The organism is Niveispirillum sp. FG148 (assembly GCF_057809655.1).
On sequence record NZ_JBMDKJ010000029.1, the window covers coordinates 26,233 to 40,394 of the forward strand.

At 66.3% G+C, this 14,162-nt stretch carries 13 protein-coding genes; 5 read left to right on the forward strand and 8 right to left on the reverse strand.

Translation table 11 applies throughout. The annotated features are described in order from the left end of the window. Positions 1–71: 71 nt before the first annotated feature. Positions 72–1,172 (forward strand): alkene reductase, encoded by a 1,101-nt coding sequence (locus tag ACODTW_RS22820; RefSeq protein WP_488948413.1) that lies wholly within the window; start codon positions 72–74, stop codon positions 1,170–1,172. A 43-nt stretch (positions 1,173–1,215) separates the two neighbouring features. Here ACODTW_RS22820 and ACODTW_RS22825 read toward each other — a convergent pair whose 3' ends face one another. Next, positions 1,216–3,345, reverse strand: a complete 2,130-nt coding sequence (locus ACODTW_RS22825; protein ID WP_488948415.1) for a transglycosylase domain-containing protein — start codon at positions 3,343–3,345, stop codon at positions 1,216–1,218. 138 nt (positions 3,346–3,483) lie between these two features. Continuing rightward, positions 3,484–3,876 carry a VOC family protein gene (locus ACODTW_RS22830; RefSeq protein ID WP_488948416.1) on the reverse strand — a complete coding sequence of 131 codons (393 nt, stop codon included), beginning with the start codon at positions 3,874–3,876 and terminating at the stop codon, positions 3,484–3,486. A gap of 117 nt (positions 3,877–3,993) precedes the next feature. Between ACODTW_RS22830 and ACODTW_RS22835 the strand changes: the two genes are divergently transcribed. Beyond that, on the forward strand, positions 3,994–4,464 hold the full coding sequence (locus ACODTW_RS22835; protein WP_488948417.1) for an Lrp/AsnC family transcriptional regulator: 471 nt from the start codon (positions 3,994–3,996) through the stop codon (positions 4,462–4,464). 8 nt (positions 4,465–4,472) lie between these two features. Here the strand turns inward: ACODTW_RS22835 and ACODTW_RS22840 are convergent, their stop codons facing one another. Then, on the reverse strand, positions 4,473–5,531 hold the full coding sequence (locus tag ACODTW_RS22840) for a hypothetical protein (protein WP_488948419.1): 1,059 nt from the start codon (positions 5,529–5,531) through the stop codon (positions 4,473–4,475). A 203-nt stretch (positions 5,532–5,734) separates the two neighbouring features. Between ACODTW_RS22840 and hemJ the strand changes: the two genes are divergently transcribed. After that, on the forward strand, positions 5,735–6,169 hold the full coding sequence (hemJ, locus tag ACODTW_RS22845) for a protoporphyrinogen oxidase HemJ (protein WP_488948420.1): 435 nt from the start codon (positions 5,735–5,737) through the stop codon (positions 6,167–6,169). A 30-nt stretch (positions 6,170–6,199) separates the two neighbouring features. On the opposite strand, the gene ACODTW_RS22850 is transcribed toward hemJ, so the two are convergent. The 4 genes from ACODTW_RS22850 to ACODTW_RS22865 all read right to left on the reverse strand — a co-directional run bounded on the left by ACODTW_RS22850 (position 6,200) and on the right by ACODTW_RS22865 (position 11,196). Continuing rightward, the gene (locus ACODTW_RS22850) at positions 6,200–6,751 is read right to left on the reverse strand and encodes a DUF924 family protein (RefSeq protein ID WP_488948421.1); all 552 of its coding nucleotides are present in this window, start codon (positions 6,749–6,751) and stop codon (positions 6,200–6,202) included. Positions 6,752–6,891: 140 nt separating this feature from the next. After that, complete coding sequence (locus tag ACODTW_RS22855) at positions 6,892–8,175, reverse strand: CCA tRNA nucleotidyltransferase (RefSeq protein WP_488948422.1); 1,284 nt, start codon at positions 8,173–8,175, stop codon at positions 6,892–6,894. Between the two features lie 3 nt (positions 8,176–8,178). Beyond that, positions 8,179–9,456 (reverse strand): DUF2336 domain-containing protein, encoded by a 1,278-nt coding sequence (locus ACODTW_RS22860; RefSeq protein WP_488948424.1) that lies wholly within the window; start codon positions 9,454–9,456, stop codon positions 8,179–8,181. Positions 9,457–9,522: 66 nt separating this feature from the next. After that, positions 9,523–11,196 carry a sensor domain-containing diguanylate cyclase gene (locus ACODTW_RS22865; protein ID WP_488948425.1) on the reverse strand — a complete coding sequence of 558 codons (1,674 nt, stop codon included), beginning with the start codon at positions 11,194–11,196 and terminating at the stop codon, positions 9,523–9,525. Between the two features lie 108 nt (positions 11,197–11,304). Here ACODTW_RS22865 and ACODTW_RS22870 point away from each other — a divergent pair, with 108 nt between their 5' ends. Together ACODTW_RS22870 and dapD are read left to right on the forward strand one after the other, a co-directional pair. Further along, positions 11,305–12,057 (forward strand): pyrimidine 5'-nucleotidase, encoded by a 753-nt coding sequence (locus ACODTW_RS22870; RefSeq protein ID WP_488948427.1) that lies wholly within the window; start codon positions 11,305–11,307, stop codon positions 12,055–12,057. A 105-nt stretch (positions 12,058–12,162) separates the two neighbouring features. Next, positions 12,163–13,008, forward strand: a complete 846-nt coding sequence (gene dapD, locus ACODTW_RS22875) for a 2,3,4,5-tetrahydropyridine-2,6-dicarboxylate N-succinyltransferase (protein ID WP_488948429.1) — start codon at positions 12,163–12,165, stop codon at positions 13,006–13,008. On the opposite strand, the gene gcvA is transcribed toward dapD, so the two are convergent. Then, the gene (gene gcvA / locus ACODTW_RS22880; protein WP_488948431.1) at positions 12,986–13,915 is read right to left on the reverse strand and encodes a transcriptional regulator GcvA; all 930 of its coding nucleotides are present in this window, start codon (positions 13,913–13,915) and stop codon (positions 12,986–12,988) included. The two genes, dapD and gcvA, sit on opposite strands and share 23 nt — an antisense overlap. Positions 13,916–14,162: the final 247 nt, after the last annotated feature.

Consider the following 14,162-nt stretch of genomic DNA (forward strand, 5'->3'; position numbering starts at 1 on the left):
GGTGCATGAGCCCATGGTGCGGTGCCGCATGGCCGGGCCGCCCCCAACCCTTTGCTTCACGGGACTTTCCGATGAGCCACTCCGATCTTCTCTCGCCCCTGCGTCTGGGCGATCTGGACCTGCCGAACCGCGTCATCATGGCGCCCATGACCCGGTCGCGGGCCGGCAAGGGTGATGTCGCGACGCCGGCGACCGCCAAATATTACGTGCAGCGCGCCACCGCGGGCCTGCTGATCACCGAAGGCACCCAGATCAGCCAGCAGGGCCAGGGTTATGCCTTCACGCCCGGCATTTTCTCCGACGACCAGGTGGCCGGCTGGCGTGGCGTGACCGACGCCGTGCATGCGGCCGGCGGGCGCATCGCCGCCCAGCTGTGGCATGTCGGTCGCCTGTCGCACCGCGTCCTGCAGCCGGGCGGGGCGCTGCCGGTGGCGCCGTCAGCGATCAAGCCGGACGGCAAGGCCTTCACGCCGCAGGGCATGCTGGACTATGAAACGCCGCGTGCCCTGGAAACGGACGAGATCGCGGGCATCGTCGCCGATTTCGCCAAGGCGGCGGAGAATGCCAAGCGTGCCGGCTTCGACGCGGTGGAGATCCACGGTGCCAACGGCTATCTGGTCGACCAGTTCATCCGCAGCGGCTCCAACCTGCGCACCGACCGCTATGGCGGATCGGTGGAAAACCGCAACCGCTTCATGCTGGACGTGGTGGCGGCGGTGACCGATGTGCTGGGTGGTGGCCGCGTCGGCATCCGCTTCAGCCCCAACGGCGCCTATCACAACATGTCGGACAGCGACCCGGCGGCCACTTTCGGCTATGCCGCCGAACAGCTGAACCGCTTCAACCTGGCCTTCCTGCACATTATCGAACCGCTGGTCGACAACCATCAGATGAGCCCGCCACCCGGCGCCACGCGCGTTGCCAGCCTGCTGCGCAAGACCTTCAAGGGTCCGTTCATCCTGAATGGCGGCATCACGCGGGAGGTTGGTGACCGGCTGATCGCGGACGGGGCGGCGGACGCCATTGCGTTTGGCGTGCCCTACATCGCCAACCCAGACCTGGTGGAACGGTTCCGCCGCAATGCCCCCCTGGCCCAGGCCGACCGTGCCACCTTCTATGGCGGGGACGAACGGGGCTATCTGGATTACCCGGCGTTGGACGCCGCGGCCTGACGGGTGTTGGCCGGGGCGCCCCCCGCCCCGGCCGGCCCGTTGCTTACCGCCCTGTCAGCCGGTGCAGCAGGTCGCCGATCGGATCGCCGCCTTCCGCCGGGGCGACCGGATCGGTCGGTGGCGTGCCTTCCGCCGTCTGGGCCATGCCCTCGGCCGGCAGTTCCGACACTTCACTGGCCACCGGCAGCAGGGCCGGGCGGTCCTCCTCCAGCGCGGGGCCGCCCAGTCCGCGCAGGCCCCGCGGCGGCAGGCCCTGGTGCGCCTCCACCATGATGGCGTGCCACAGTTTGGCGGGCAGGCCACCACCCGTGACCTTCTTCATGGGTGCGCCATCGTCATTGCCCAGCCAGACGCCGCCCACCAGATCGGCCGTATAGCCGATGAACCAGGCGTCCTTGTAGTCCTGGGTCGTGCCCGTCTTGCCCACGGTCGGCCGGTCCAGTTGAGCCGCCTTGCCGGTGCCATAGGTGACAGGGCCGGACAGCAGGCGGTTCATCGCCTCCACATGCGGGGTGGCAACGGCGAAGCCGGCGCTGGATCCGTGCCGCTGGTACAGGATCGTGCCGTCCGTGTCGCGGATTTCCAGGATGCCATAGGGGATCACCGCCTCCCCGTCATTGGCCAGCGTGGCATAGGCGCCCGTGATGTCCAGCAGGGTCACTTCCGATGTGCCCAATGCCAGCGACAGGTCACGGCGCATGGGGGTGGTCAGGCCCAGCCGCTTGGCCGCCCGGCGTACATTGTCGATACCCACGGCTTCGGCCAAGCGGATGGTGGCCGTGTTCAGCGAATGGGCCAGCGCATCGCGCAGCGTCACCTCGCCGCGGAACTTGCCGTCGTAATTGCCGGGGGTCCATTTGTCCTTGCGATAGGGCGCGTCCAGGATGGTGCTGCCCTCCGTCCAGCCCGATTCCAGGGCTGCCAGATAGACCATGGGCTTGAAGGAGGAGCCGGGCTGGCGCAAGGCCTGGGTGGCGCGGTTGAATTCGCTGGCGGCGTAATCCTTGCCCCCGATCATGGCGCGCACGGCCCCGTCGGGCGTCATCACCAGGGCGGCGGCCTGGCTGACCCGGGCCTCGGCCCCCGGTCCGTTCAGCATCTCCGTCACCTTGGCCTCCGCCCTCTGCTGCAGGTGCGGATCGAAGGTGGTGTAGACGACCAGATCACCATGGTCGGCCCCGACAAAGGCTTCCACCTGATCGGCCACCCAGCCGGCGAAATAGCGTCCGTCACCGTCCGCCCCCGGCTTGCGCGCCGGCACCTGCGGCACGGCCATGGCGGCATCATATTGGGCCGGGGTGATATAGCCCTCATCCAGCATGGCGCGCAGGACCACGCCCATGCGCTGGGTGGCCCGGTTCAGGCTGGAGGTGGGGGCATAGCGCGACGGTGCCTTCAGCAGGCCGACGATGATGGCCGATTCCCGCAAGCTGAGATCACGCGCCGATTTGTTGAAATAGGTGCGGGCAGCGGCATCCACGCCATAGGTACCGGCCCCCAGATAGACGCGGTTCAGATAGGCGGTAAGGATCTGTTCCTTGCTGTAGGTCGCTTCCAGCCGCAGGGCCAGCAGCGCCTCCTGCGCCTTGCGCTTGAAGTTCTGGTCCGGGGTCAGGAACAGGTTCTTGGCCAGCTGCTGGGTCAGGGTTGAACCGCCCTGCACGGTCCGGCCTGCGCGGTAATTGGTATAGGCGGCGCGCAGGATGCCGATGGGGTCGACACCGAAATGGCTGAAGAACCGACGGTCTTCCGTGGCGACCAGGGCCTGGACGAAATGTGGCGGCAGTTCGCTGACATCCAGCGTTTCCCCGCGCAGATCGCCCAACCGCTGATACTCGGTCCCGTCCAGCGCCACCAGGGTGATGGCCGGACGGCGGGCGGCCGTCGCCACTTCGGAGATATTGGGCATGTCGTGGGCGACATAGGCGAAGATGCCGGCCGCCACGATCAGCCCCCAGATGCCCAGGACGACCAGACCGGACAGGATGCGCCCGCCCCAGGATTTCCGCGGCTTCGCCTTGCGCGGGGCCTTGCCCTTTTCCGGCGGCGGCGGGGAAGGGGGGGCGCCCTGACCGCCACCGCCAGAGCCACCCGGCGGCGGGCCGGCCGGCGCCCGCTTCTTCGGCGGCGGTCCTGCGGGGCGGAAACGGGGCGGGGCGCTCAGCGTGCTCAAGGCAGGGGTCCGGAACAAGGCGGGGGTAGAGGGGCATGGGCAGGATAGGGCCCACCCCCTATGTCCACAAGCTGATGCGCCCCTATTGCGGCGATTTCAGGGATGAAGTGACGGCATGCTTGGCCCTTCTGCCTGCCCTTATGCCTCGTCATCCGGGCTGTGGCAGACCAGCTCGATCCAATGCCCGTGCGGGTCCTGGATCATGGCAAAGTAATAGTCGGGATGGATGGCGGGCAGCAGCGCCGGGGGCCGCTGGTCACGCGCACCCGCGGCCAGGCCCGCCGCATGTCCCGCCCGCACGGCCGCGCGTGTCGGGGCGGCCAGGGCCACATGGAAGCCCGCCATGCTGGTCGCGGGGGCCCCGTTGGCGGGCCTTTGCAGCCACAGGCTGGAACCGGGCGGATCGCCCGCATAACCGATCATGGCAGTCTGTTCCGAAAACCGGCGATACCCCAGCGGGGTCAGCAGCCGGTCGTAGAACAGGGCGGCGGCGGACAGATCATCCACAGCGATGGAAAGATGGTCCAGCATTGACAGGGCTCCTTGTCGTCAAGCGATGCCCGATCATAAAAAGGTTGCCTGGGGAAACCGCCCGATCCCGTTGCCGGGGGCGGGTTTTTCCAGCGAATTGGGGGAGCGGGACGCGGCATGTCCGACAAATGGGATGAATTCGACCGCAAGCTGGTGGCACTGCTTCAGCAGGATGCCGACCGCACCCATGAGGCCCTGGCCGCGCTGGTCAATCTCTCTGCGTCCGCCGTACAACGCCGCGTCGCCAGGCTGAAGGCGGCGGGCGCCATCGCCGGCATCGTGGCCGTGCCCAACCCTGCCGATTTCGGCGTGGGCTTCACTGCCCTGGTGGAACTGATGCTGGACAGCGACCGGCGCGATGTACTGGATGCTCTGGGCCGCTGGGTCCAGGGGCGGCCCGAGGTTCAGTCCTGCTGGTATGTCAGTGGCGACGCGGACCTGATCCTGCTTGTCCGCTGCGATGACGTGGATGCGTTCAACATGTTGATGGGCGCGCTGGGCGAGGCCAACCGTGCCGTCGTCAAATACAAGACCTCGCTGGTCTTCAGCACCCTGAAACAGACCCTGGCCCTGCCTCTGTCCGGCTGACCGGGATGTCAGCGCATGCCGCTGGCAGCACTTTCGATGGCCATGATGTGGTCCAGGCCCGGCAGGATTTCCGACCGCACGAATTCCACGCGCTTGTTGGGGCCAGCACCCCCCTGCGGGAAGCGGGCGCGCCACAGCGCCATCTTCACGGCCAGACCGCACAGCACGCCGCCGATGGTGACATGATGGCTTTCGATCTGGTGTCGCACCGACCGGAAGCTTTCGGCGCTGATATCGTTCCAGAAATCCTTCGACCGCCGGTCGAACGCCTCGAAACGGCCGGTGATGGAGGTGGTGATGGAGGTCAGCTTGCTCTGCACGTCGGACAGCATCTTCATCACATTGCGGTCGCGCGCGATCAGTTCCGACGATTTCGGCTCCATCGCCCATTTCAGGAAGCGCTGCACCTCCGGCACGATCCCGTCCAGGCAGGAACGGAAATAGGCCAGCGACAGAAAGACGTCGCCGTAATCCTCCAGAAAGTCCGGAATCTCGTTCAGCTTCACCTTCAGCTTCTCAGACAGCAGGCGCAGGTTGTTCAGCGCCTCTTCCCGGTCGGGGTTGGCCAGCATGGCCAGGATGTCGGCCACGTCGCTGATCTGCCGCTGGTCATTGCCATAGACCTGTTGAAGCAGCGGGCGCGTGAAATCCTTCATATAGCCGGTCAGCTCGGCCCGCTTGCTGTCGGACAGCTGCAGGGACTTGGCATCATTCACGGCGATGCCGACTCGGCGCAGTTCCTTGCGCAAGGTGTAGACATCGAAGCTGTTGATGCGGGTCAGCTTGTTGATCTGCACCATGTCCAGGCGCAGCGACTTGGTGTGGCTGGGAAACAGGCTGCCCAGATGGTCGGGACTGATCTGGCCGCTGCCGGTCGAACGGTCCTGGAACACCTCCACCACTGTTTCCAATCTGGCATTCTTGATCAGCTTGGCGCGGCGCAGGCCCGGTGTCTGCAAGGGCAGCATGGACATCGGCAGAATATGCAGCGCATCGCGGGAGGCATCGTCGAAAGCGACGGTTTCTGCCTCCTGTTCTGGCGCTTCGGTCTGGGCTGTATCTGCCATTATTGGGTCCTGTGCCGGCGGCGCCATCTTTGGAAAGCGGAAGAAACCTAAACGGGCGTACACCGGTATGCAAGCCACAACCCTTTCGTGCAGACGGGTCATGCTTGGTTGGCGGCCTTTGGAATGGTATTTAGCCCATGCTGGCACCGGCCGGCAAAGGTGCATCAGGATATCCGGCAGGCAGGGAGCGGGAAGGCGACATCATGGAATTCTATCTTTGGATCAAGGCCTTGCATGTCATCAGCGTCATCGCCTGGATGGCGGGGATGCTCTATCTGCCGCGCCTTTTCGTCTATCATTGCGAAGCGCCCGCCGGTTCCACCCAGTCGGAAACCTTCAAGGTCATGGAACGCAGGCTGTTGAAGGCCATCATCAACCCGGCCATGATTGCGACCTGGCTATGCGGCGGCGCCATGATCGCGCTGAACCTGGATCTGCTGAAAGGACAGGGCTGGCTGCATGCCAAGCTGGCACTGGTCATTGCCCTGTCGGGCGTGCATGGCGTGCTGTCCAAGCATGTGCGCCTGTTTGCTCAGGACGCCAACACCAAGCCGCAGCGATATTTCCGCATCCTGAACGAGGTGCCGACCCTGCTGATGATCGGCATCGTCATCCTGGTCATTGTCCGGCCGTTCTGAACCGGCGGCTGAAGCAGACGTAAAAAGCGTTCAGAAGCCGGAACCCGGCATAGCCAGATAGGCCAGCTCTTCGGCCGTGCTTTCCCGTTCCAGCACCTTGTTGCGATGGGGAAAGCGGCCGAACTGGGCGATGACGGCCAGATGTCGGCAGGCATAGTCCAGCAGGGTCGGGTCACGGGTGCGGTTGGCGAACAGTCGCACCGACAGCCGCTGATCCTCGATCTGTTCGGAATGTTCGAACGGCAGATAGACGAAAAGCCGCCGGTCTTCCGGCAGCATCAGGTCCTGTTCGCGGGCGATGGCGTCGGTGGCGATGGACAGGGCGCGTTCATCGGTGGCAAAGGCGCGCGGCGTGCCGCGGAACATGTTGCGCGGCGCCTGATCCAGCAGGATGCACAGGGCCAGTGTCCCTTCCGCCGTTTCCGCCCAATCGGCAAGGTCGCCATTGGCGGCGGCCAGATGTGCGGCCAGCAGGCGCTGTGTGACCAGCACATCGAATTCGGGTCCGCCGCCGAACCAGCGGCCGGGTCCAGCTTCCTGGAACCAGAATTCCAGCACCCCGTCAATGTCACTGGCCCGCATCCGGCCTCTCCGTTCCGATCCGGTGCTTTGCGATCATGGAGATCGCACGACCGGTCTGGTCACCACAGATTACTGATGCAGTCAGGGCGGCTGGATGTCCAGCGCCGGATGTGCTTCCTGGGGTCAGACGGCCCTCGCCGTCAGTCAAGGGCCGGCGCATCGTCGGTCTGTCTGCGGTCATTGATGCGGCGGCTCAGCTCTATCAGGCAGTCCTCCCGCGTGGGCCGGTAATCCCGCGCGGCCCACCAGCCTTCAACCCCGGCCAGCAGCAGCCCGACATTGGGCCCGGGTGGCACGCCCAGATCCAGCACGTCGCGCCCCTTCAGGGGGAACGGGATGACGATCCAGGTGGCGGCATCGGCCAGCGCTTCCACCAGTTCCACGGCCGGCGTGCGCCGTGTCGCGGCCGAGAGCAGCAGCTGGTCGCGGTAAAGATCGGGACCCAGCTTCTGCAGGGCATGTCGACGGCTGGTGATGGTCAGGTCCGGATGCACATCCACCGTGGGCGCACACAGCGCCATCAGCCGCTCCCGGTTGCTGTTCGACAGGCGCAGGCGTTCGGCCGTGTCGCTGGCCGCCGTCAGGCCCGGCGGCAGCAAAGCCGCCAGGTGCGCCATGGGATGCGCCTCACCCACCAGCCATTCCAGCCGGTCCAGGGCGGCCAGCCGTTCGATATCCACTGCCTTGGGCAGGATCTGGGCCACGATGCCGGTTTGCAGCATCAGCCGCCACGTCTCCACCATGCGATCCTGGGCCAGGATGCGCATCACCTCCTGCTGCACGCGCTCTCCCGACAGGGTGGGCAGCAATGGCGACAATGTGGCGCAGGCCGCCAGCGCGTCGGCATCAGGGCGCCCCTGGCCGAAGCGTGAATGGAAGCGGAAGAAGCGCAGGATGCGCAGCACATCCTCCGCGATGCGCTCGCGGGCGGAACCGATGAAGCGGACACGGCCAGCCTTCAGATCGCGCACGCCGCCGAACGGGTCGTACAATTCCCCTTCCGGGGTCAGGGACATGGCGTTGAAGGTGAAATCCCGGCGGCTGGCATCGGCCAGCCAATCGTCGGTGAAGGCAACCGTGGCGTGCCGCCCGTCCGTTTCCACATCCCGCCGCAATGTCGTGATCTCGAATGAGGTGCCGTCCAGCACGGCGGTCACCGTGCCATGGTCGATACCCGTGGCCAGCACGCGGATGCCATCCTGGCGCAGGCGGCGCATGACCTCGTCCGGCAGCAGCGGCGTGGCGATATCGACATCATTGGCCTGAATGCCCAGCAGGGCATCGCGTACGCAGCCGCCAATGAAACGCGCTTCCTGTCCGGTGCGCATCAATGACTGCATGACACGGCGGGCGGCGGTGCCGGCCATCATGCCGATGGGCCCCGGATGCAAGGTTTCGACAGCCTTGTCGCCCATGGCCGTCATGCGTCAGGCCTTCAGTCCGAAAAATTCCAACTGCCAGGCCATTTCGCTGTCCGACATCGGGTAATGCGTACCCTCCCGCGCATTCAGCACTGAACTGGGCGGGATATTGGCGACCCGCAATTGCACCTGGCGGCACAGGCGCATGGAAATCTTGGCCTTCCAGCACAGGGCGGTGACGCCGCGTGCGCTTTGTCCGCCAATGATCTTGTCCACCGCGTCCAGGGGTATGGTGGCGCGCACGGCCAGGGCAGCCAGCACGAAGCCACGATCACCCTGGGTCAGCGCGCTGGCGATCATTTCTTCGTCCAGCTTGCCGGCGGCATGTGCCTTGCGCGCCCGGTCCATGGGACGTTCCTTCGGCGCCTCTTCCGCGTCGGCATCGTCTAGGCCCAGCGGTTCGGCCCCACCGCGCCCGTTTCCATGGGTTTTCGCCCGCTGCTGTATGGCGTTGCGCACGGCATTGCGCACATCGGCCGGCAGGTCGACCCGGCTTTCCAGCACCTTCAGCAACTGGTCGCTGACAAAACCGGCGATGCGGGCCGCGGCCTTGGGCGGAAGCGACGGGCGGCGGACCAGGGGGCCGTGCCACGGCTCATGCCTGGGGGCCATGTCGATGATGCGGTCCAGCGTCTCCTCGCGGATCTGTGCCGATCCGTTGCCCAGCAGGGCGGCCACGGCGGCTTCGCTCTGGGTACGGGCCACAGCCTCGGAAACGGAACCGGACAGGCCGGCACGCTCGGCAATGGCGACCAGCTTTCCATCCATGGGCTGGCTGCCGATGATCGACAGCAGATCATCATCGGTCAGCAGCGGCGAGTGGCGCAGCACGGGTCCGCTGACCGACAATTCCAGGTCGCGGGCCAGCTGCTGGATCAATTGCGGCGGCGCACCGGCGCTGTCCTTCAGCACCTCGGCCACGGCGCGGCGGACGGCGGTGGCCTGGTCGCGGGCCAGTGCCTCCACGATGTCCAGCGTCATGCGCTCCAGCTGGCCAACCCGGTCTGCGGTCAGGGTCGGCACCAGACGGGCGATCTTGGATGCCAGACCGCTGCGCACCTCGTCGTCCGGGTCGCCACACAGCAACAGGTCGGCCTGCCGCGGCGTGGCGTCGTTGCGGGCGATCTCGCGACGCACCTCGGCGGCGGCATCATTGGCCAGAAAGAACAGGATTTCCGGCTGGGTGTCGGCACGGCTGGCCACCAGCCGCCGGTCACCCATGTCCTGGCTGGCGGCCAGCTTCTTCGCCGTATCGTAATCCAGGGGGTTGGACGAACCAGACATCAGCACACGACCCGCAACAACGATCCATCACCACCGGCCACCACAGGGGCAGCCGTCATCTTCATCTCATGTAGCCTGCTGCGGCTCTGGCGCAAAGGCGGGCGCCAGGGACCGGTACCCCTTGCCCATGCGCTTGGCAGCATACATACCCTGGTCACCCCGGTCGACCAGCCCCTGGGCCGTTTCTCCCGACCCGCCGCGATAGACCGCGACGCCCACGGACACGCCCAGCGGCTTGTCGGGCGTGGCGGACAGCGGCCGCAGGAATTCCGCCGCTTCGCGCAGCAGACGGTCCGCAACCGCCAGCGCCTGGGGTTCATCGACACGGTCGACCCACAGCACGAACTCGTCGCCGCCCAGGCGCCCCGCCAGATCGGCAGCGCGGGCCAGGCGGCCCAACAATTCACCCACGGCGCGCAGCACATCGTCACCGGCGCCATGTCCCAACTTGTCGTTGACGGCCTTGAAATTGTCGAGATCGAAATAAAGCAGGGCGGACCCGCCGCCCGTTTGCTTGTCCAGCCGCTGCTCCAACATCTCCATGAAGGTGCGGCGATTGTACAGGCCGGTCAGGCCATCGCGCTCCGACAGGGTCTTCAACCTTTCCTGGTAGCGTGCCTGCGCCACGGCCACGCCCACCTGATCGGCGATGGCCTGGACCATGGACAGGTCATCCTCGGTCCATTCCTGACCGTCGCCACGCCAGACCAGAACCGCGCCGTTCACCTCGTGCCGGAACAGCGTACGGCTGGCCAGCAGCCGCCATTCCCCCTCGGCATTCAGGGCGGGTTCGGGCTGCGCGGCTACACGTTCCAGGAAGGTGGCGATGAAGGGGCGCAGCCCGTCCGGCATCATTCCCTGCCGGGCCGCCTCGGAGAAGACGTCGCCCGTGCGGGCATAGAGCGTGGCCCCGCCGGCCCCGGTGGCATTGATGGCTACGCCCACCGCAATTTCCAGCGTCTTGCCCGGGTCCACGTCGTCGCGGGTGGAGGAGACGATATAGCCCAGATATTTCTCGCGCAGGCGGACCTGCGCCAGTTCCATGCCCTTCACCCGCGCTTCGGTGATGTCGCGGCAGGCACCGCGTGCGCCGATCCATTCACCCTCGGCACCGATCAGCGGAACGGCGGAGGAGATCAGGCAGGCCGAGTCCCCGTTCTTGGCCCGCAGCCAGACTTCCGTGCGTTCGATGGCGACACCGGTGTCGAAGGGCAGGGGCTGGTCGGCGAAATCGCTCAGCACGAATTCCGAGGGGTGGCGTCCGATCAGATCGTCGGGGTCATAGCCGATGGCACCGGCCGCCGACACGAAGACGAAGCGTCCATCCGGCCCGACTTCCCAAGCGAAATCCGACGAAATGTCGACCAGATCCTTGTAGCGCTGCCGCGACTCGGTCAATGCGTGTCGCAGGCGCCGTTCCAGGGTGACGTCGCGTCCCAGGCAGATGATGCCGCCGTCATTGCGCAGCACTGTGGTGAATTCGACCACGCCCGGCCCGCTGCCGGTTTCCACGGGCACCGACCGGTAAGGCTCTGTCAAGGGGCCGCCGACACCAGCCCAGCGCGTCAGTTCCGTCAACCAGCCGCCATGGCGGGCGGCCAGGGCCCGCGCCACTTCATTGGTCGCAACCGGTTGTCCGCTGATGTCCAAGGCCAGGGCGGGGCCGGGCCAACCTTCCAGCAGGTCGGACAGGCCGTCGTCTTCGCAGGTGGACGGGGCGGAACCGGAAAGGACGGACAAGGCGGGGACGCTCCCGGATCAGGGTTAATGGCCACCAGTGGTAACGCAGACGGGGGTTCCGGTCCATTGCGCTTGCGGTTAGTTGGCGTCGTGACCATGTTACGGGGCATGAGCAAGGCCAATCACCACCGCCCCGCCCCTATGGGCGCCACCCCGCGTGACACCCGGTTCGACCATGTCGACCATTGGGTGTTCGATCTGGACAACACGCTGTACCCGGCGCGTTGCAACCTGTTCGCCCAGGTGGATGTCCGCATCACGGACTTCATCGCCCGTGCGCTGGATATGGACCCAGCGTTGGCGCGCGCCAAGCAGAAGCAATATTATCTGGAACATGGCACATCGCTGCGCGGCATGATGATCCATCACGGCATGGATCCGGCCGAATTCCTGGACTATGTGCATGATATCGATGTGACGCCGGTTCCGCCGTCGCCCGTGCTGGCGGCATCACTGCGCGCGCTGCCCGGGCGCAAGCTGGTCTTTACCAACGGGTCCGTGCGCCATGCAGAAAATGTGCTGGCCCGACTGGGCGTGGCCGATCAGTTCGACGGCATCTTCGATATCGTTGCCGCCGATTACGTGCCCAAGCCCGACCCGGCCCCCTATGCTGTCATGGCGCGGCGCTTTGCGCTGGAACCATCGCGCGCCGTGATGGTGGAGGATCTGCACCGCAATCTGGGGCCGGCGGCCGCCATGGGCATGACCACGGTCTGGGTGCGCACCGACAGCGAGTTTTCCCGTCCCGACCTGAAGGTGGGGGAGGTGAAGCCCCAGCCTGAGCATCCCGGCCCCCATGTCCACCATGTGATCGATGAGGTGGAAAGCTGGTTGGCCGGATTGACAGCACCCGTGCGGTAATCTGCTCCAGCACATGGGCGCTCTGCGGGCTGTCGCGTTGACAGGCCGCCGGCACCTGCCCACTCTCGCGGCCGATCTTCACAACCCTGTGACAGGAACGCCGTCATGAGCAGCCACGCCGATCTCGCCCGCATCATCGACCAGGCCTGGGAAGACCGTGCCGACCTTGGCTTTTCCACGACCGGCGACGTGCGCGACGCCGTCAACCGCGCCCTGTCCCTGCTGGATGCCGGCGATGCCCGCGTGGCGGAGAAGCTGGACGGCGCCTGGGTGGTGAACCAGTGGCTGAAGAAGGCCGTGCTGCTGTCCTTCCGTCTGAACGACAATGCCATGATCAGCGGCGCGCCGGGCGGTGCCTCCTGGTGGGACAAGGTGCCGTCGAAATTCGACGGTTGGGACGAGGCGCAGTGGCGCACCGCCGGCTTCCGCGCCGTGCCCGGCAGCGTCGTACGCCGCAGCGCTTATATCGCCCCAGGCGTTGTGCTGATGCCCAGCTTCGTCAATGTCGGTGCCTTTGTGGACAAGGGCACGATGGTCGATACCTGGGCCACGGTCGGCTCCTGTGCCCAGATCGGCAAGAATGTGCATCTGTCGGGCGGCGTGGGCATCGGCGGTGTGCTGGAACCGCTGCAGGCCGGCCCCGTCATCATCGAGGATGACTGCTTCATCGGCGCCCGGTCGGAAGTGGTGGAAGGCGTGATCGTGGAACAGGGCGCGGTCCTGTCCATGGGCGTCTTCATCAGCGCTACCACCAAGATCATCGACCGCACGACGGGCGAGGTCTTCATCGGCCGTGTTCCGGCCTATTCGGTGGTCGTCCCCGGCAGCCTGCCCGGCAAGCCGCTGCCCGATGGCACGCCCGGCCCGTCGCTTTCCTGCGCCGTCATCGTCAAGCGGGTGGACGCGCAGACCCGGTCGAAGACCAGCATCAACGACCTGTTGCGGGATTAAGGACACCATCCCCCCGCTCCGCCTGGAAGGCCGTCATCGTCCTGGTCACCCAGTCGGTGAAGGCCTTCACGGGCGGTCGGCGGAAATGCGGGGCTGGCGCCACCAGGTGATAGGCGTCGTAGATGGCCGTGTGCGGATAGGGGCGGGCCAGCCGGCCTGCCGCCACGTCATCGGCGGCCAGGATCGTATCACCCAGCGCCAACCCCTGGCCCGCCGCTGCGGCATCGATGGCATTGCCCGCATCATAGAAGCGGGTGCCGCGCAGGGGGGCGGTCACTGCCACGCCCGCCGCGCGGAACCATGCGTGCCAGGGCATGTCCATCTCCTCCAGCAGCAGGTCGCCGGCCAGCAGCTGCGCGGGGTCGGAAGGCAGGGTGGCGACCAGCTGCGGGGCGCAGACCGGGAAATTCACCACCACCGACAGCAGCCGCGCCTCCAATCCCGGCCAGGGACCGGAGCCGTAGCGGATGCCCAGGTCGGCGCCGCCCTTGCGGAAATCCGCGGCCACGCGCGTGGCATCCACCACCACCTCCACTTCCGGATGGCTGGCCCGGAAATCGCCCAGGCGGGGGATCAGCCAACGCTGGGCGAAGGACGGTTCCACCGACAGGATCAGACGCGTCCTTCCCGCCACGGGCGGGATTGCCCGCAACGCCGACGTCGATGATTCCAGCATGTCAAAGGCCGACACGACCGCATCGCGATAGGCTCTGCCGGCCTCCGTCAGCGTCAGGCCGCGGTTATGGCGGGTAAAAAGGGCACAGCCCAGCCACGCCTCCAGATCACGGATCTGCCGCGACAGGGCGGTATGGGCCACGTTCAACTCCTCGGCCGCGCGCGTCAGGCTTTCATGGCGGGCGACCGCCTCGAAGGCGCGCAGTTGGGTCAGGGGCGGCAGACGGCGCATGGAAGTTCCGATCAAGGCGATATTGCTGTGCCTTTAAGTTACAGCGACTGTATTTGATTGATATTGGACGTCAAGGCTGGATTGGGCGATGCTGGTGGCAGATGACAACACCCGTTAGGAGTACTCGCCATGACACCCCAGGCCCCCGTGATGGATCGCGCCACCTGGCCTTTTTCCTTGCTGTTCAGCCTGCTTTCCTGCCGGTTCTCGCCCGTTGTCGCCTGCCACCGGCATTGACAGCCCGGAC